The following is an 18,570-nucleotide window of genomic DNA, read 5'->3' as shown; positions in this document are numbered from 1 at the left end:
TAATCTTTTATTTTGAGAGATTTAAAAAATAGTTATAAATCGTAATAATTACTATTTACATTTCAGGTTTTTTCTTACATAATATCTATAGATAAAGGAGGTCCTCACTATGAAATTAGATTTACAAACAGCACGTCGTAATTTAAATAGTCCTAATATTAAAACACGGAAACGTGCACGCAAAATTATCCAACAACATAAGCGCAATAAATAAAAATAGAAGTAACACTTCAAAACCAATGGTAATTTGTTTCTGGTTTTGTCGCATTACTTCTAAAATGTGGCTTGATTCCTGAAAATATACATTTATATACTTCAGGATCAGCCATTATTTTATTTAAACGATTCATTATCTATTTATGAGGTCTTTTTTTACTTACATTTATTGAAAAACTATAAGTAATATTTATTTATTACTTTTAAATCATCTGTTAAATCATAAATCAAAGGCGCTCCAGTTTTAATTTCATATCCTACAATATCTTCATCTGATACATCTTCTAAATACTTAATTAATGCACGTAATGAATTTCCATGTGCAGAAACAAGCACAGTTTTTCCATCTAATAACTGTTGTGAAATTTGGTCGTTCCAATAAGGAATCACCCTAATTAAAGTGTCTTTCAAACTTTCTGATTCAGGCATAACTCTTCTATCTAAATGTTCATATTTTCTATCATTTAAATAGTCTTTTCTTTGTTCTTCACTTTGTTCAGGTGGTGCTATGTCATATGAACGTCTCCATATATGTACTTGTTCTTCTCCAAATTTTTCTCTTGCTTTATCTTTGTTTAAACCTTGCAATCCACCATAATGACGCTCATTTAAGCGCCAAGATTTAATAACAGGAATAAATAACTGTTGAGATTCATCTAATAAGTGAAATGTAGTTTTAATGGCGCGTTGTAATAAAGACGTAAAGGCGATATCAATCTCTATACCCTGTTCTTTTAATTTTTTTCCCGACGTTACTGCCTCAGTTCTTCCCTGTTCTGATAAATCTACATCAGCCCAACCTGTAAATAGATTCTCAGCATTCCATACACTTTGTCCATGTCTACATAAAATTAGTTTTGGCATAATATTCCTTCTTTCCATTGAATAAAATTATATTATCACCCGTTTTACAAAAATATTACAGTGATATACAGATATAAATCTTGTTACGACAATACTTATCTATAATTTCTCATGCCATACATTAAAATTATAACAATTTACACTTAATTTTGAAATGATTGTATTCATTTATTCATAAATGACTTTTTATTTTTATTTTACTGTAACCTGTCTATAAAAAAATGATGTTATAGTTGTAAACGTTGATAAACCGAGCAATACGACAGACAAAAATAAGCATTTTTAAAACAACTATGCAGATTAACAAATACAATTTGAAATTATTTAAAACAAACAATTATTAGGAGGATTTTTCAAATGAAAAAATTATTATTAGCTTCATTCGCATCAGTAACAATCGCTACTGCTGGTGTTGGTTTAACTTCAAATACATCTACAGCTGATGCTGCAGAAACTACTCAAGCAAACAATGATGTATATAGTGAATTTATTGCTGCTGGTGGTACAAAAGCACTTTGGGATAACATTGTAATGCCAGAATCAAGCGGTAACCCAGATGCGGTGAATGAATTAGGATATAGAGGTTTAGGACAAACGAAGGAAGCTTGGGGTACTGGATCTGTAACTGAACAAACAAAAGGTATGATTCAATACGCTGAAGAACGTTATGGCTCAATTGATGCAGCAATTGAATTCCGTGCTGCAAATGGTTGGTGGTAAAACGAATTTTATGCATTTCTTCAATATGTAAAAAAATAAAGCCCCACTTCTCAATTTATTGAGTTAGTGGGGCTTATGCATGGGCTGAATCTCAGGTGTTCCTCTATATTTTTTTAAAATTCTAGTCATTCTTGCCAGGGTGGAGCAGTGAAATCTTTTTGATAAAAATAGATTTCTGTTCCACTCGTTTTTTTTACTATAAAATAAGCTAATAAAATTTCAGTTTATACATCAATATTCATTAAATACCTTAATTCAGGTTATCCTTTAGTAGTTTATTAACTTAATATGAATATAAGTCATGATAATAATCAAAATTATTTACTTTCTCGACATCTTAGTTACTGTATTGACTGTGGCTCAGGATGCACATAAACTGAAGAAATGCCTTTGCTATGCATATGTTGTTCTACTTTGTCGCAAATGTGATGTGCTTCCTCTAAAGACAAATCTGATTTTACTACAATCGTTACATCTACAAAAACACTACTACCGTGGTAACGACCTTTAATATTTTGTACTTCTATTACATCTTCAATTTCTAACACATAATTTTTATAAGCTTCTAATTCTTGCTCGTTAAAACCGTCACTTAATGTAAAAATTGATTCTTTAAAGATACCAAAACCAGTATATATTATAAGTAAGCCTAAAATAATGGCTAATATCGTATCAATGATTGGAAATCCAAATTGTGTAAATACTAAACCAATTGCAGTTCCTAAACTCACTAACGCATCCGACAAATTGTCCTTAGCTGCAGAATTCAGAGAACTACTTTGGGTATGATTAGCAATTCTTTGATTAATATAAAACACAGCTAGCATAATCAAACCACTAATGACACTGACATAAATATTTATAATATTAGGAGTATGATGTTCGTTTGTGAATAATTCAGGAACATTCTCTATAATGACTTGAATACCTACAAACATTATAATAAATGACACGAGTAATGATGATATATTTTCAGATTTCAAATGTCCATATGGATGGTTTTGGTCTGCAGGTTTAATAGAAATTTTCAACCCAATAATTACGGCCAAAGAAACAATAATATCTGTCATGTTATTTAAACTATCTGCTTTTACAGCTGCAGAATCATATAAATAACCTACAATAAATTTAGTCACTGATAATATGATATAGACGATTAAACTTAAAAAGGCACCTTTTTGTGCTGTTTCCAATTTTTCTTTTTGACTCATCTTACGTTCCACCTTCAGTATGATTGAATACTTATTATGACTCAATACAAACATATTTACAACGATTTTTATTCAAAAATTATTTAATATAAATAAACTAATTATTTTTTTAGCCAATCCTAATATTAATTATAAAATTGAGCAAAAATAAGAGACCAAGTTTGAAACAAATCATATTTTTGATTCCGCAACTTGATCTCATAAAAATAACTATATTTAAAATGTTGGTCTATTAATCATTTAACTAATCTCTCAAAATATATTTAGAGAGCACAAATGTTATAGGTATCGTAATGATAAGCCCTGCAAAAGGTGCTATCACAGATGATATACCAAACCATTGTACAAAAATGTACAATAATAAAGTTTGCATGCCCATATTGACAACTTGAGTTAATGGAAACTTTAGGAATTTACTCCAAGTTGGTGTCACTTTATAAACAAAGTAACAATTTAAATAATAAGAAATAACAAAACTAATGATAAATCCACTGATATGACTAACTAAATAATTCATTTCTAATAACTTCAATAAACAAAGATAGACAATGTAATAATTTAAAGTATTCATACCGCCTACAATCACAAATTTAATCACTTCATAGTGTGTTTTAGTCAAATTCATTTTTTACTCCTTAGTAAATTTCCGTGTCTTTTTGAATAATTGCTATTAAAAACATATTATTAAAGCGCTATATCTAGTATAATACTTTATCATATAAATGTATGTTTTGTATTATATTAATAATTACAACGAGCTCAATTAATATGCTCGTTTTTAAATATACATGGTATTTAATATATTACTTTTATAAGTAGTTACAAAACGAGATAACATGTATATAATTAAACATTAAAGAGTATTTTAAAGGAGTTTCAAACATGGACAAGATTTCAAATCGTCAACTGCCAATTATGGTCATTATTGTGTTAGGTATCATGACTACATTTGGCCCTTTAACCATAGATATGTATGTGCCATCATTACCGAATGTGCAACATGACTTTAGTACATCTGTATCTCAAGCACAGCTTACTTTATCATTTGCAATGATTGGTCTTGCTATTGGCCAATTTATATTTGGACCTTTGTCTGATGCATACGGACGAAAAAAAGTTGCTTTGTTTATCATTTCAATCTATGCGCTCGCTTCTTTACTGGCGGTTTTCACTGCTTCCATGGGTGTCTTACTCACTTTGCGACTAGTTCAAGGTTTAACTGGCGGAGGCGCGATAGTAATTGCCAAAGCTACTATGGGAGACCAGCATGAAGGAAAAGCATTAGCTAAAGGACTAGCAGCATTACTTGTAATTAATGGTATCATTACGATTATTGCGCCAATCATAGGTGGATACGCACTAACGATATCCAATTGGAAAGCAATATTTGTAATTCTAGCAATCGTAAGTGTTATTATTTTATTTTTGTCGATCCGCCATTTAGAAGAAACACATCAACCAAATCGAGCAAAACTTAATTTTAAAGTTATTTTTAAAGATTTTGCTCATTTGTTAAAAACGCCTGCATTTATTATTCCAATGATTTTACAAGGCTTAACGTACGTAATGTTATTTAGTTTTTCATCTGCGGCACCGTTTATTACACAAAAAATTTATGACATGACGCCTCAGCAATTTAGTTATTTGTTTGCTTTTAACGGCATTGGCCTTATTATTATGAGTCAACTTACAGCCTTACTTGTGGCATATATAAATCGCTACTTTTTGCTAATTATGCTAACAATCGTTCAAATAATTGGCGTTGTACTTATTATTGTGGCATTAACACTGCATTTGCCGTTATGGGTATTAATTATCGCATTCTTTTTAAATGTGTGTCCTGTAACAGGTATCGGACCTTTAAGCTTTGCATTAGCAATGGAAGCGCGTACTGGTGGCAGTGGTAATGCTTCCAGTTTACTAGGTCTATTTCAATTTATACTTGGTGGTATCATGTCACCATTAGTAGGATTACAAGGTGAATACAGTATCTTACCATATACGATTATTTTACTAATCACTGCAGTGCTAATCATTGGGTTAGAAATTGGGTTAAAGTCGTTTCTTATTAATAAGCATATAACATGAATTAAAGCTTAAAAAATACATTCAAAGCATTATCAACATTCACAATTAATTTAATAACATATGTATTAATTTGGAAAACTTAGGTTAAAAAATTAATATAGACGCCGCTAAATTCATGTTTCAACATGTCATTTAGTGGCGTCTTTTCTTTTGCTTGCTCAATATACCAATCTATAAAATACTATAAACACAATAAATGTCCAATTCTACTTGACTTGAAATAGAAATGGACGATTACATGACACAATTGTGTTTATATTTCTAACATCGTTGATTTCAAACTTCTATTCTATTATTTGATTGGAAACCAAATTTCAGTAATATAGTCGTTTGAATGTAATTCACCTGGTTTATACAACTCAAAAAAAGGAGCGCTTCGCAATTCATAATCTAGAGTATGTAAGATTTTTCTATGAATGGTTTGCATTGCTTGTTTAATCGATTCTGGAACTGGACCTTTGGCATCAAATACTAAGTATCTGCCTTCTACTAATTCTACGTGTTCCCAATCACTTTGCGTTTCCTCATTTGTCACACCTATTAAATAATGCATTTCGCCATTTTCTTTAGGAAGACAAACACCTAATAACCCTTCGAGGTATTGATTACTTTGTGATATCAAGTGATTTTTGTAACCCATTGCTTCAAATTCCATCCAAAACTTAAAAATATTTTCTTGTGCTTTTTGTCCAGTTGCATATGCTCTTTTTACCCCTACAACTGGCACTGGAATGTCGGATAATGTTTCTATTCTATAATCCATTGTTTTCAACCCCTTTCGCACATTATAACCATTTTCATTAAAATATATCTAATATTAACTATGATTTAAGCATCTTTGTAGTCACTTAAATCGATATAGATATATAATAAAAGCAATCATCAATGTTAATAAATCTTTAATATTCGATACAGGAGTCTCTATCTATGAATAAAAAAATATTAGCCGTTAAACCAATTAGCCAATTGTTCCCGATACCTATGATTATGGGGTGCGAAGGCATAGCAAGTGCAATGATATTACAATTCAATAATCACAAAATACCAGCAACACATATCATGAAACACTGGCCGAAACACGCCAATAATCCATATAAAGGCTATGTAGGTCATCACTTATGGGTAAAATGGGGTTATCATCAAACGATTTTCCCTACAGCCTTAGCACCCTATTTACAAACGTATGATAAACGTATTGTTAATAGTACTGGGAAATCACTGGCTTCATTATGTGACGTCATTGATAAAGGGCAACCTGTCATCATTTATCACACTGTTTTAGGTCAAAAGCCTTTTAGCAAAACATTTAAAATTGATAATACACATCATCAATTGGTATCAAACATTCATGTTACCGTGCTGATTGGTTATGACGATAACCATTATTATTATATTGATCCATTATGGTCTAATTTATGGAAATCAATTATTATACCTGCTATTTTTCCGAATAAATATCAAATTATAAAAATTAACAAACAGAAATTAGAAAGCAGTTATAATGCTCCTGGACGTATGAGCATTCATTTACAAAAATGATTAATTAATTTCTATTTTGTGTAACGCATGGTTGATTTCCTGTTCTATATCTGGTGTACGCCATTCCCGTTGATAGCCTAAACACGGACAAATATATGTCACGTTGTTTTCTTCAAAAACATTTCGAAAATGAACATGGCCCATAATACTATATCTAATATCATATTGGGTATAAATTTCATCAAAATCCGAAGTACCTATAAATGCATTAAAATAATCAAATATTCTATGTGGCATTGGTACTGCGAATTTACGATGAGTCACGATGTGTGTCATTAATATAATTTTTTTATCTTTTACTTTTTCAATATCCTTCATCGCTTGTTTGGCCGCTATCATTGATAATTTTTGGTCTTCAATTTGCCAATCTATTTTCACTTTATCTTGCCAAGTAGCGCCATAATATTTCCTACGTGCAATGTGTTCCAAAGAGAATTTAGAGTGTGCATATGTATAGTCATACCAACCTGTATTACCTACAATCGCCCACGCTTCATTTATGACAAAAGGATCATCTATTAAGCAATTATCCATTTTGATATAAGTATCCAAGATTTCAGAAGAAGTCGCCCCAGTATCCGTTGACCAAAAATCATGATTTCCTGGTACAAACAGTACTTTTATCATTGTTTGTATCTCGATTTCCTTCACAAATGATTGCGTTAACTTATAATGATTTGAAACATCTCCAGCGATAAGTAATAATTCAATTTTTTGTTGCTTAATTACTGTAACTAATGCCTGTTCATAATCTTTGGGCGTTAGTTTATTATGTCTATCGATATGTAAATCTGAAATCATGCCTATTAACATATTTATCACATTCCTCTACTCGTTTAACAATTTCATTATGACACAACTTCACTTTATTCTTTAAATGTTCCGCTTGTATTCATATAAGTTTCGTTCAGCAAATCATTCTGTATATCAAACATACCTGTAAGTCATTCATTAAAATGTTTTTCGAAATTATTTAAATAATATTTAAAAATTGTATGCAATTGTGTTAAAGTTACATTGTTCAAAACCCGAGCAGGAGGAAATAACATATGAAGAAAAATTGGATTGTCTTAATGATGACGATGCTACCTTTACTTTTAACTGCTTGTGATTATTCAAAACAAGAGGATAGAAGTGGCTGGTTTTACTTTATTTTTGTAAAACCCATTGATATGTTTTTGCATGGATTGGGAAAGTTGTTTAACGACAATTATGGGTTAGCCATCATCATGATTGTACTGACCATACGCCTTATCTTAATGCCGTTTATGTTAATACAAGTTAAAAACATGCATCTGATCAGAGAAAAAACAAAGATAGTACAACCGCAAATTGATAACATCAAACAACGCGTAAGAGATGCGCAAACACAGGAGGAAAAACGTGAAGCTAATAGAGATTTGATGACCACTTATAAGCGTTATGACATTAATCCAATAAAAAGCGTTATCGGTTGTTTACCAATTTTAATACAGTTGCCCATATTATTTGGTTTAATCGTGACACTTAAATTTCCTAGCAGTGGTGGAATAAATCAATTCCCTCATTTTTTATGGTTCAATTTAACAAAACCTGATCTATGGATGTCTTTAATTGCAGCTGTTATTTATTTCATACAACCTCTTGTAAATGCAATGCATTACCCTAAAAATCAACGCAAAACATATTATGTGATGATGATACTATCACCTATTTTTATAACTTACATATCTTTACATTCTGCAGCAGCACTTGGTTTGTATTGGACATTTAGTGGTTTGTTTTTAATTTTACAAATGCACTTTGCTCATTCATATTACAGTAAACAAGCAAAACAAGAAGCTTTAAAACTTGCGGATTCCCTCAATTAAACAAATATTGACTAAACAATGAGTCATGTTACTTTATTGAATTTTAAAATTCTTTCATTTACTTGTAATGAATTCAAAAATTTCTTTTACACATCGTTAGATGCTATAATAATTACAATTTGATAAACAAAGGGGGAAGATGTATGGAGTTTACAATAAGAGCATTAACTGAAGCAGATAAGTATGGTAAAGCACTTGTCCACTATGAAAGTTGGTTGGAAACTTATGACCATTTATCTAAAAATAATTACTTAGAAAACCTAGACAAAGCTCAATTTATCAGAAAGTCTTATTTGCACAATGTTCCGACATTAGTTGCCCTCGTCGAAAACGAAGTAGTAGGTTTCATATCTTATGGCAAAACGGAATCCTCATCTTCTTCTGACGACTGGAGTGAAATCTTCGCACTTTATTTATTGGAAGATTATCAGCGTCATATGATTGGTTATGCACTTACACAACGTGCCTTGGAATTATCTTATCCTGACAATGTAACCCTATGGGTAGTTGAAGAAAATAAAAATGCAATTCATTTTTATGAGCAAGTTGGATTTAAGTTGAGCAATGATAAACAAGCTACTTATTTTGGAAAAACTTATTATGAAGTACGTATGAATTATTCAAGAAATGAACACGATTATTAAAATAACAAGTTACGACTTTATTACTACATTGTTTTACGCACTAAAAAAAGCAATGACACCCGCTATCATCATAGTATGTGTCACTGCTTTTTTATTTTAATATATGTTCTAAAAATAATTTAATGCGTTTCACCTAAAGCAATTTTAATGTCCTCATCTGATTCTATAATCGCTTTGAGAGCAGCTTCCAAACCTTCTGCAATCGTTTGAATAGACATGGATGGTTTTTCAGGTTTGTCTGTGACTTGTTGAGGAATAAAAGGCACATGTATAAATCCAAATTTAATATTTGGAAATTGTGTTGCTTGTAAAAATCCAAGTTGATACAAAATATGATTACATACAAAAGTACCTGCTGTATTAGACAATCTCGCTGGTACCCCTGCAGACTTAATCGCCTCTGTCATACGTTTAACTGGTAAATTGGAAAAATATGCGGCATCGCCTGATGATTGAATAACTTCATCTATCGGCTGGTTACCTTCATTATCAGGTATACGCGCATCATCAATGTTTATACCTACACGTTCTGGCGTCAATTCAAATCTTCCACCTGCTTGTCCAATTGCCAATACAACATCATATTGTTCTTGTTTTAATTTATTAACTATAATTTCTTTGCTTTTATTAAAAACTGTAGGTATTTCTATCTTATCAATCTGATGTGTTTCAATTTCATTTGGCAATAATTTAACAGCTTCCAATGCTGGATTAATCTCTTCTCCACCAAAAGGATCAAACCCTGTTACTAATATTTTCATCATTAACATCCCCTTTTCATTTTTTAATTTATACTTTTTACATTTTAAAACGCCCAAACATACATTAATCCTATATGCACCAAAATTAATATAAGTGCAATGGGCGCTTGCGCTTTAATCACGCCGAATTCTTGTTTCATTTCTAATAAAGCAACTGGTAAAGTATTAAAATTAGCTGCCATAGGTGTCAATAATGTACCACAAAATCCACCAGTCATAGCCAGTGCACCAGCTATAACAGGATCTCCACCTTGTGCGATAACAAATGGAATACCGATACTTGCTGTGATAACGGTAAATGCAGCAAATGCATTACCCATTAACATTGTAAAAAGCACCATGCCAATAACATATGCTGCCGCACCTATAAGATGATTGCCCTCTGGTAAAAAAGAGGATATGCCTTTAGAAATAACATCCCCCACACCACTCACTGTAAAAAGTACGCCTAATGCAGCCAAGAACTGTGGTAGTATACCAACTGTTCCAATTTGTTGGGTTAGACGGTCACTGTCGTAAAGTATATATTTACCATTTGGCTTAATAACAATATATGAAGCAAGTAACCCTAATATCGAAGAAACACCTAAACCTATTGCTCCTCCTAATGGTGTCCAATTAGAAACGATAATCGCAGCTATAGCTAAAACAATAGCGGGGATAAATAATTTATTTCCATATTTTTGTGAACCCACGTTTCCCTGTGCTTCGTTGACATCTATAATATTTTTAATAACCACTTGTTTACATAGCGTTAATATTCCCATAACTATGATAAATATGCCATTGATTACGTTAGGTATATAAGGACCGGCAATAAATAAAATAGCTAATAAAATCCAAAATAAAGCTGTACCATATTTTTTGCTATTTGTTGATGCTTTTAACACGCGATATGCCGTATAAAGTAATTGTAAACCAATTAATATGTAAAATAGTTCTAAAATTTGATTTAATGTATGCTCACTCATGTCTTTCCACCTGCTTTTTACCGTATTTCCGATCTAAATATTTATCAAATCTAATATTATTTATCCACACAATAAAAAAGACAATAACAGCGATTGGTAATGATGCTAATACAAGATCAATGGCATTCACTTTAATATCTAAAGACTGAAACGTACCAACCATTAACAATACACCTGCTGCCCCTACAAACAAATTTTGACCGAAGAAATTACCATAATTTTCCATCGCAGAAGTCTGCGCTTTAATCTTTTCGATATCCTTTTCGTCTACTTCATGTTCTTGCAAATGATAGCGTGTTCTTAACGCACCCTGTACCATTGGATTAATCAATGGACGTACAAACTGTGGATGTCCTCCGATACGTATTGATGCAACACCCGCTAATTCTCTAATGAATAAATAGATAGTCATCAATCGCCCACTCGTAACTTTATTCACCTTACCGATCATATTCGAGGCCTGCTTTTTTAAACCAAAACGCTCAATTAACCCCACCATAGGTAATGTTAAAATAAAAAGTGTAACTAAACGATTATCAACAAAAGCTTTTCCTAATGTTTCAAGAATAACGTACAAATTTAAACCTGATACAAGTCCCGTCGCTACAGCGGCGATTAAAATCACAGCAATCGTATCAATCTTGAATAAAAAACCAAGTACTATAATTAAAATTCCAATCAATTTTAACCATTCCATGTTATCTCCACCTTTCTTCTTTTATATTAAAGGTTTACTTTTTTTAATACAATGAATTTTCAGATAATTTTTATACCTTAACAACATAAACAAAAAAGTCCAAAACATCTTTTACATGTTTCAGACTTTTAATGACAACGGCTTATAAGCGATAAATTTTAATTTTTCATTTTTGGAAAATTACTTGAACATCTTTGTTAAAACGCGTGTATTATACTTATTCCTCTACTACGACATTAAAGTTCGCCATAATTCATACATCTAAACACTTGCTATCTCATATCTTCATTCGCATTTAAAATGCTATAGCCATTTTAAAGTGGCATCCGATTCATTACGAGAAGGTAGCAATGTTTCAATGATTAATAAAATCGTACATATCCATGCAATCACATTAAGTAAGATGGCTATGCTATTGATTTGAATCAAATCAAATGAAATGTTCATAATAATAGACACAGCTATAAGAATGATGGCAGAAGTTCTTCTTCTTCCTGCATCATAAAATCGTCGCAATGTAATAGCAAACATTGGTATAATCATTGCCAAAACAAAAATCCCAACCAATATTGACAGGATTGTAGCAACAATAAAAGCACCTGAAATAAAAGCAATAACACCAATAATAGCTACAATAAATACACTAACAATATGAATCAGCACTGGTGTCCAGAACTCTAATCTATTGGATTTACTTTGAAAATCTATATATTTTTTCCAAAAATCTTTATACGCCTCTATCATATTTGACACTCCATTTTTCAATTAAAGTTATTTAAACATTTATTATTCATAATAGCGTAATCGCACACCTTCTAACAAGTACTAGCTACATATCTAGTTTAAATATATGACTTAACTACTTTTTCTAGCACGACAGGTAATTCTATTAATGCGCTCTGCTTATGCAGACGCTCACTTAATTTATGAGCATCTTTGCCAATGGGTCCTATCAATAATGTAGGTGCACTGATGGCTTTCATTGATTCAAAAGGAATAGTGTATGTACGATTGAAATTTGGCGTATTTTGCTCATATATAACCATCTGTTCCATATCTCCATCAAACTTTAAATAACTCGTATCACTGATGCCATTAAAATAATATACTTGTTCACTACTACGCTGAAATTGTTCATTTAGTGTATGTTTCACTAATTCTATAGTTGAGGATACGTGCTTGTCGGATGAAGCATTAACAGCTGGATAATAAGGTGAAGCAAAAAATGTCACTACAGCTGGCGCTATATTCTTACATATTTGCATCAGCTTATCTGCAACATGAATATTCTGTAAATGTAACTCTGACGTTTCTTGAAGTGTTTGATCTATAAGATTAGTGATTGCTTCTTCACCGTACTGTTTAACAGCATATTGCCTAAGTTGCTCATATGTCAGAACATTAATTTTTTTATCGAATTGGTAATCTTCTGTTTCTAATACAGATAGCCAATCCGATTCACAACGCTCAACAGCAGTGATGACCGTATTTATGAATTCTCTAAAAACATCTTTAGGTGTTTTGTTAAATAGAAAGAAGTTAAATAATCCTATGGTTTTGTATGGCGTTTGCACATCATATGTATCTTTAATATCTTTCATCATTAATGTTACAGGTACAGGTGTGGATTCATTTTCAAAATGTTCTTTTAGCTGTGTGTTATATTCTACCGCTTGTGTAATATAACTCATCATAAAGTTAGCACTCAAACCTTCAAGAGGCTGACCGACATGTGTTTCCTTTCCATAGCACAGTACTGCTGGCATGATTTTACCAATTGATCCTGAATATATATAATGTTTTTCATCTGAAGTAGCTTGCTGAAAAGTAGGTTCACTATTCAAATGTAATTGTATATCTAAATCGTAGTTAGCTTTTAATTCTGCTAATTTTTCTACCGCTTTTCTCATACCAGAAGAATTTACTTCCTCGTCTGGAACCGTAACTAAAATCAAATTAATATCCCATTGTTCAATGGATGCTAATTCAATTAAAGACATATGCAACATGAGACCTGCTTTCATATCCATAATCCCACGACCAAATAAGTAATCTTCACTAAGTAAGTCTTCTACAGCCCCTTTATCTAAATAATTTTGGTTTTCTAAAAAATACTGCTTTAATTTATCAGGATTACAAGCTAAATCATGAGCTAAACCAAATTCCGACACATCGACCGTATCATAATGACTAACAAGTACAATAGTTTTACCGGATTGGGAACCCTGATAAAAAGCAATTAATGCTTCTTTATCATCATCCGTTAGTATTTTTTGAATTTGATTGGGATTGGTCTTAAAATATTTAAGTTGAAATAACAATTGGTTTACCAGATTAGGGAATGTTTTCTCTCCTTGTGTATTCGTAATTGATTGGTGATTTACAAGTTGTTTTAGTAAAGTTAAACGATCTTGTTCATTTTGCCATAAAGTTTGCATCAATCCAGACCTCCTTGTAAGCGTTTACTAAATTATAATATGATTTCCCAATGATAACCAATAATTTTACTGTACATTTCAAACTAATTTACGCATATGAGGTTTGTCTATATCCTAATTTTTTCATATATACTACTCTAAAAAATGCACCCTTCTATGCTTGATGCTTAATCTAGCATAGAGGATGCATTTCATTTTGTTATTTACTTCAAAAATCTTATTACCATAACTAATTATTAAATTGCTTTTTCGGAACTAATAACCATACAAATACAAATGCAATGATTGCTAATGCAGCATTAAACCACAGTCCATACATGGCACCAACATGAATATTGTCACGAGCTGACATAATCGTAAATATTGTCCCTGAAATAGCTACACCAAATGAGTTACCAAGTGAAGATGCCATTTTATATACACCAGACGCGACACCTACCTTATCTTCTGGCGCAGTAGTAACAGCTGTATCTGTTGAAGGTGTGGCATACATACCTAAGCCCACACCATAAATTAAGTAACCTAACACACAACTGATGACATAAACAGGTGTAGGTAAAAAGGTTAACGAGATTAATAGAATCCCTATCGCATTAAGCCCTGCACCTATAAGCATTGGTTTTTTAGGACCGATTTCCTGTAGGATTTTTTCTCCGACTCTAATCATGATTAAAACAGCTACTAAGTAAGTAATAGTCATCATACCAGATTGGAATGAGGTGAAATGTAATCCCGATTGAAAATAAGTATTCGCAACAATAAGCGTCCCTGCTACAGCATTTAGTAAAAAGTTTGACACTGTAGCACCACTGTATGCTTTATGTTTAAAAAGTTTAAAATCTATCAATGGGTTTTTAACTTTGTTTTCAAATAATATAAATACAATAATTGAAATGATGAATATCACAATTAACATCAAAATAAGCGGTGAAAAGAAACCATAATTTGAAGATTGTGTAATGATTAAATTGACACTCAGCATTGCAACTATTAATATAATTAGCCCTACAAAATCAAATTTGGCACGTTTTGATGCCTCGGTTTGAACGGCTTTCGTTTCTGGCGTGTGTTTGATTAAATACATAGACACTAAAGCTACTATTATTGAAATAATAAATATAGATCGCCATCCTACAAAGGTAGCCATGATGCCACCAAAAAACGAACAAATTCCAGTACCACCCCATGAACCGATAGACCAGTAACTTAACGCACGTTGTCGCCTTCTTCCAATATAGTATTCATTTATAATTGCTAATGTCGAAGGCATGATACATGCTGCAGATAGCCCCTGTATTGCTCTCCCAAGTACTAACAAAGGGACAAATCCTGGAATGATAATAAGTAATGATCCAAGAACGCTTAAAGTCAAACCGATATAAGTCATTTTGACCCTACCATATCGATCTGCAAGTCCTCCTGTACCTACAACAAACAAACCACATAATAATGCGGTTAAACTTACGGCTACGTTAATCGTTCCATAACTAGTTGTGAAAGATGTTTCTAATGCAGGAACGATATTAACGAGCGATTGAGCAAACAACCAAAATGTTATTACGCTTAAAAAAATACCTGAAAGAAGTCTGTTATCTCCTTCAAATGGTTGTTCTGATTCCATATTATTTTGCCTCCTAAATCCCCGTAAAACAACCATAATCATTATTAATGATTTAACTTGTCCAGCTCCAAAACATTTTCTCTTGCTTATAATAATGATTACATGGTAAACATGACTTTTTAAAATTCAAAACATTTTTTAAAAAAGTCAATAAGATAAAAATAACATTTACTTCAATTTATTGCTAAAAAAAGAGCACGCAAAGTGTATTAAGTAACTTTTTAATTATTCCACAAAATATATTGATAGCGTTTAGAAATTTTATTTTTTCTATAAGAATAATTAATACATAATCAAAATTATGTATTATACTAGATAGACAAATTATCTATAAAGGTGTATGAGATGTTAAATTTATTTATTTTATTACTAGAACGTGTAGGTCTTATTATTATTATCGCTTATATATTAATGAATATTAATCACTTTAAAACAATGATGAATCAAAGAGATAAACGAAGTTCACAATGGCAGCTCATCATCATTTTCGGGTGTTTCTCTATGATTTCAAACTTCACAGGTATACAAATCAATGGCAATGAAGTCGTTAATGGTAGCGTCTATAATCACTTAGATCCTGAGGCTTCTCTCGCAAATACGCGCGTACTTACCATAGGTGTTTCAGGGTTAATCGGAGGACCATTCGTCGCTATTTTTGTCGCAATGATTTCAGGCATTTATCGTGTTTATATTGGTGGTGCTGATGCTTATATTTATCTGATTTCATCTATATTTATTGCGCTAGTATCCGGTTATTTTGGTTATAGAGCAATGCGTGCACGTCAGTATCCTACCATAGTTAAAGGTACTATCATTGGAGGTACTACAGAAGTTATTCAAATGATTTGTATCTTAATCTTTTCTGATAATACGGAGCATGCTTGGTCACTAGTTAAATTAATTGCTTTACCTATGATTTCAATCAACTCAATCGGTACAGCAATTTTTTTATCAATTATATTATCGACAATCAAACAAGAAGAAGAAACACGTGCTATTCAAACACATGATGTTTTACAACTAGCAAATGAAACATTACCATTTTTCCGCTCAGGATTAAATGAGCATTCTGCCAAACAAGCAGCTACCATTATTTTAGATCTTATGCGTGTTTCGGCAGTCGCTATCACTAATCGTAAAGATATATTAACGCATGTAGGTGCAGCAAGTGATCATCATGTTGCCCAAAAACAAATCATTACCAATCTTTCAAAACAGGCAATACAAGCAGGTACTTTAAAAGAAGCATATTCAAGGGAAGATATTGGTTGTAATCATCCTGAATGCCCGCTTGAAGCAGCCATTGTCGTTCCATTAAGAGTCAAGAATGATGTTATTGGTACTTTAAAACTATATTTTACTAATAGGCACGATGTTTCTCATTCCGACAAACAGTTAGCATCTGGTCTTGCAGAGATATTTTCTAGTCAACTTGAATTAGGTCAAGCTGAAACACAAAGCGCTTTAGTTAGAGATGCCGAAATCAAATCACTACAAGCACAAGTAAATCCGCACTTCTTTTTCAATGCCATTAACACAATTTCTGCCTTAGTCAGAATTGATAGTGAAAAAGCAAGAAAGTTACTGTTACAGCTCAGCCAATTTTTCCGCTCAAATTTACAAGGTGCACGTAACAATACGATTTCACTTGAAAAGGAATTGCAACAAGTTGAGGCTTATTTATCACTTGAACAAGCACGTTATCCAGATCGTTTTGATGTTTCATTCAATATTGAAGATTCATGTTATGGTGCACTTGTACCACCATTTGCAATACAAATACTTATAGAAAATGCCATCAAACATGCCTTTAAAAACCGTAAATATAACAATCGTATTATCGTAACCGCTTATAAAACAGCAGATGGATTATATATATCAGTTGAAGATAATGGTTCAGGAATCCCTGATGATAAAATTAATAATATAGGTAAAACACGTGTTTATTCTGATTTAGGCACAGGTAGCGCCTTAGAGAATTTAAATCACAGATTAGAAGGCTTATTTGGCATTACAGCTAAAATGCATATTCATTCCGGCAAAGAAGGTACCAACGTAAGTTATACTATTCCATTTTTCATAAGAGAGGACGAAAAACATTGAAAGCAATTATTGTAGATGATGAACCTTTAGCGCGTAACGAACTTCATTACTTATTAAATGAAATTCGTACGTTTGATGTAATTAATGAAGCAGAAAATGTTTCAGAAACATTAGAACTCTTACTTTATGATCGTTATGATGTAATTTTTTTAGATATTAATTTAATGGAAGAGAGTGGACTCGATTTAGCAAATAAAATTAAAAAAATGCAAAACCCACCACATATTATTTTTGCTACGGCACATGATACTTTCGCCGTTAAAGCTTTTGAGCTAGATGCGACGGATTATATTTTAAAACCATTCGAACAAAAACGTATTGCACAGGCCATCCATAAAGTTGAAACAGCGCTCGATCACGATACTTATAAACAAGCAAATGATGTCAGCCAGCATCAAAATGATGCACACAAAGAAAATACGCCAACCTCACAAATGGTTTTACCTATTGAAGTAGATGAGCGTATTCATATCATTAATTTAGAAGATATTATTGCTATTTCTGTTAATAACGGTATTACTACGATCAACACCTTACAAGAAAATTATCATACAACTGAACCACTTAATCATTACGAAAAAAAAATTGCGGATCCTTTGTTTATGAGAATTCACCGTGCCACGCTTGTTAATAAAGTACACATACAAACAATAGAACATTGGTTTAACTATACCTATCAACTTACGATGACAAATGCATTAAAATTCCAAGTCAGTCGCTCATATATGAAAACGTTCAAGCAGAATATGGGCTTACTTTGAATGTCACATCGTAATTAATGCAACTCAGTATATACGTTTCGTAATTCACCTTTAAAAAGACTAGTAGCAACCGTTTTCATATTATA

At 31.9% G+C, this 18,570-nt stretch carries 19 protein-coding genes; 8 read left to right on the top strand and 11 right to left on the bottom strand.

The genetic code is table 11. The annotated features are described in order from the left end of the window. Window positions 1-109: 109 nt before the first annotated feature. Window positions 110-214, top strand: coding sequence for a putative metal homeostasis protein (locus tag KA830_RS01545; RefSeq protein WP_017722768.1), 105 nt, complete (start codon window positions 110-112; stop codon window positions 212-214). Between the two features lie 179 nt (window positions 215-393). On the opposite strand, the gene KA830_RS01540 is transcribed toward KA830_RS01545, so the two are convergent. After that, complete coding sequence (locus KA830_RS01540) at window positions 394-1,080, bottom strand: 2,3-diphosphoglycerate-dependent phosphoglycerate mutase (RefSeq protein WP_040030126.1); 687 nt, start codon at window positions 1,078-1,080, stop codon at window positions 394-396. Window positions 1,081-1,437: 357 nt separating this feature from the next. Between KA830_RS01540 and KA830_RS01535 the strand changes: the two genes are divergently transcribed. Next, entirely contained in the window at window positions 1,438-1,800 is a 363-nt protein-coding gene (locus KA830_RS01535) for an aggregation-promoting factor C-terminal-like domain-containing protein (protein WP_019468819.1), read from the top strand. 341 nt (window positions 1,801-2,141) lie between these two features. On the opposite strand, the gene KA830_RS01530 is transcribed toward KA830_RS01535, so the two are convergent. Together KA830_RS01530 and KA830_RS01525 are read right to left on the bottom strand one after the other, a co-directional pair. Further along, window positions 2,142-3,011, bottom strand: coding sequence for a cation diffusion facilitator family transporter (locus KA830_RS01530; protein ID WP_019468818.1), 870 nt, complete (start codon window positions 3,009-3,011; stop codon window positions 2,142-2,144). Window positions 3,012-3,255: 244 nt separating this feature from the next. Further along, window positions 3,256-3,636 carry a GtrA family protein gene (locus KA830_RS01525; protein ID WP_019468817.1) on the bottom strand — a complete coding sequence of 127 codons (381 nt, stop codon included), beginning with the start codon at window positions 3,634-3,636 and terminating at the stop codon, window positions 3,256-3,258. Between the two features lie 257 nt (window positions 3,637-3,893). Between KA830_RS01525 and KA830_RS01520 the strand changes: the two genes are divergently transcribed. After that, window positions 3,894-5,099 (top strand): putative multidrug effflux MFS transporter TcaB, encoded by a 1,206-nt coding sequence (locus KA830_RS01520; RefSeq protein ID WP_204180307.1) that lies wholly within the window; start codon window positions 3,894-3,896, stop codon window positions 5,097-5,099. 292 nt (window positions 5,100-5,391) lie between these two features. Here the strand turns inward: KA830_RS01520 and KA830_RS01515 are convergent, their stop codons facing one another. Continuing rightward, a complete protein-coding gene (locus tag KA830_RS01515) occupies window positions 5,392-5,862 on the bottom strand; it encodes a GyrI-like domain-containing protein (protein ID WP_204180308.1) in 471 nt (156 codons plus the stop codon). Between the two features lie 164 nt (window positions 5,863-6,026). On the opposite strand from KA830_RS01515, the gene KA830_RS01510 reads away from it, so the two are divergent. Beyond that, on the top strand, window positions 6,027-6,638 hold the full coding sequence (locus KA830_RS01510; protein WP_019468814.1) for a C39 family peptidase: 612 nt from the start codon (window positions 6,027-6,029) through the stop codon (window positions 6,636-6,638). Here KA830_RS01510 and KA830_RS01505 read toward each other — a convergent pair whose 3' ends face one another. Continuing rightward, window positions 6,639-7,451 (bottom strand): metallophosphoesterase, encoded by an 813-nt coding sequence (locus KA830_RS01505; RefSeq protein ID WP_210134060.1) that lies wholly within the window; start codon window positions 7,449-7,451, stop codon window positions 6,639-6,641. Between the two features lie 236 nt (window positions 7,452-7,687). Here KA830_RS01505 and yidC point away from each other — a divergent pair, with 236 nt between their 5' ends. Next, a complete protein-coding gene (yidC, locus tag KA830_RS01500) occupies window positions 7,688-8,488 on the top strand; it encodes a membrane protein insertase YidC (protein WP_210134059.1) in 801 nt (266 codons plus the stop codon). A gap of 143 nt (window positions 8,489-8,631) precedes the next feature. Further along, on the top strand, window positions 8,632-9,132 hold the full coding sequence (locus KA830_RS01495; RefSeq protein ID WP_046207571.1) for a GNAT family N-acetyltransferase: 501 nt from the start codon (window positions 8,632-8,634) through the stop codon (window positions 9,130-9,132). A gap of 119 nt (window positions 9,133-9,251) precedes the next feature. On the opposite strand, the gene pcp is transcribed toward KA830_RS01495, so the two are convergent. The 6 genes from pcp to KA830_RS01465 all read right to left on the bottom strand — a co-directional run bounded on the left by pcp (window position 9,252) and on the right by KA830_RS01465 (window position 15,620). Further along, window positions 9,252-9,893: a pyroglutamyl-peptidase I gene (gene pcp / locus KA830_RS01490; RefSeq protein WP_204180310.1), complete on the bottom strand. Its 642-nt coding sequence runs from the start codon at window positions 9,891-9,893 to the stop codon at window positions 9,252-9,254. Between the two features lie 44 nt (window positions 9,894-9,937). Then, the gene (locus KA830_RS01485) at window positions 9,938-10,864 is read right to left on the bottom strand and encodes a DUF979 domain-containing protein (RefSeq protein WP_204180311.1); all 927 of its coding nucleotides are present in this window, start codon (window positions 10,862-10,864) and stop codon (window positions 9,938-9,940) included. Beyond that, complete coding sequence (locus tag KA830_RS01480; RefSeq protein ID WP_019468807.1) at window positions 10,857-11,561, bottom strand: DUF969 domain-containing protein; 705 nt, start codon at window positions 11,559-11,561, stop codon at window positions 10,857-10,859. Before KA830_RS01480 ends, KA830_RS01485 begins: the two co-directional genes overlap by 8 nt. Before the next feature lie 303 nt (window positions 11,562-11,864). Beyond that, window positions 11,865-12,305: a DUF805 domain-containing protein gene (locus KA830_RS01475; RefSeq protein WP_204180313.1), complete on the bottom strand. Its 441-nt coding sequence runs from the start codon at window positions 12,303-12,305 to the stop codon at window positions 11,865-11,867. A gap of 98 nt (window positions 12,306-12,403) precedes the next feature. Next, window positions 12,404-13,999, bottom strand: a complete 1,596-nt coding sequence (locus tag KA830_RS01470; protein ID WP_196296353.1) for a M20/M25/M40 family metallo-hydrolase — start codon at window positions 13,997-13,999, stop codon at window positions 12,404-12,406. A 229-nt stretch (window positions 14,000-14,228) separates the two neighbouring features. Next, window positions 14,229-15,620 (bottom strand): MFS transporter, encoded by a 1,392-nt coding sequence (locus KA830_RS01465; RefSeq protein ID WP_046207565.1) that lies wholly within the window; start codon window positions 15,618-15,620, stop codon window positions 14,229-14,231. Window positions 15,621-15,965: 345 nt separating this feature from the next. On the opposite strand from KA830_RS01465, the gene KA830_RS01460 reads away from it, so the two are divergent. Together KA830_RS01460 and KA830_RS01455 are read left to right on the top strand one after the other, a co-directional pair. Then, window positions 15,966-17,723: a sensor histidine kinase gene (locus KA830_RS01460; RefSeq protein WP_107525160.1), complete on the top strand. Its 1,758-nt coding sequence runs from the start codon at window positions 15,966-15,968 to the stop codon at window positions 17,721-17,723. Then, window positions 17,720-18,484 (top strand): response regulator transcription factor LytR, encoded by a 765-nt coding sequence (locus KA830_RS01455; protein WP_204180315.1) that lies wholly within the window; start codon window positions 17,720-17,722, stop codon window positions 18,482-18,484. Before KA830_RS01460 ends, KA830_RS01455 begins: the two co-directional genes overlap by 4 nt. The last annotated feature ends 86 nt before the right edge of the window (window positions 18,485-18,570 follow it).

Origin of the sequence: Staphylococcus sp. GDY8P119P (assembly GCF_017892075.1) — a bacterium.
GTDB classification, from domain to species: Bacteria; Bacillota; Bacilli; order Staphylococcales; family Staphylococcaceae; genus Staphylococcus; species Staphylococcus ureilyticus.
This window is presented reverse-complemented; position numbering and strand designations above follow the sequence as displayed.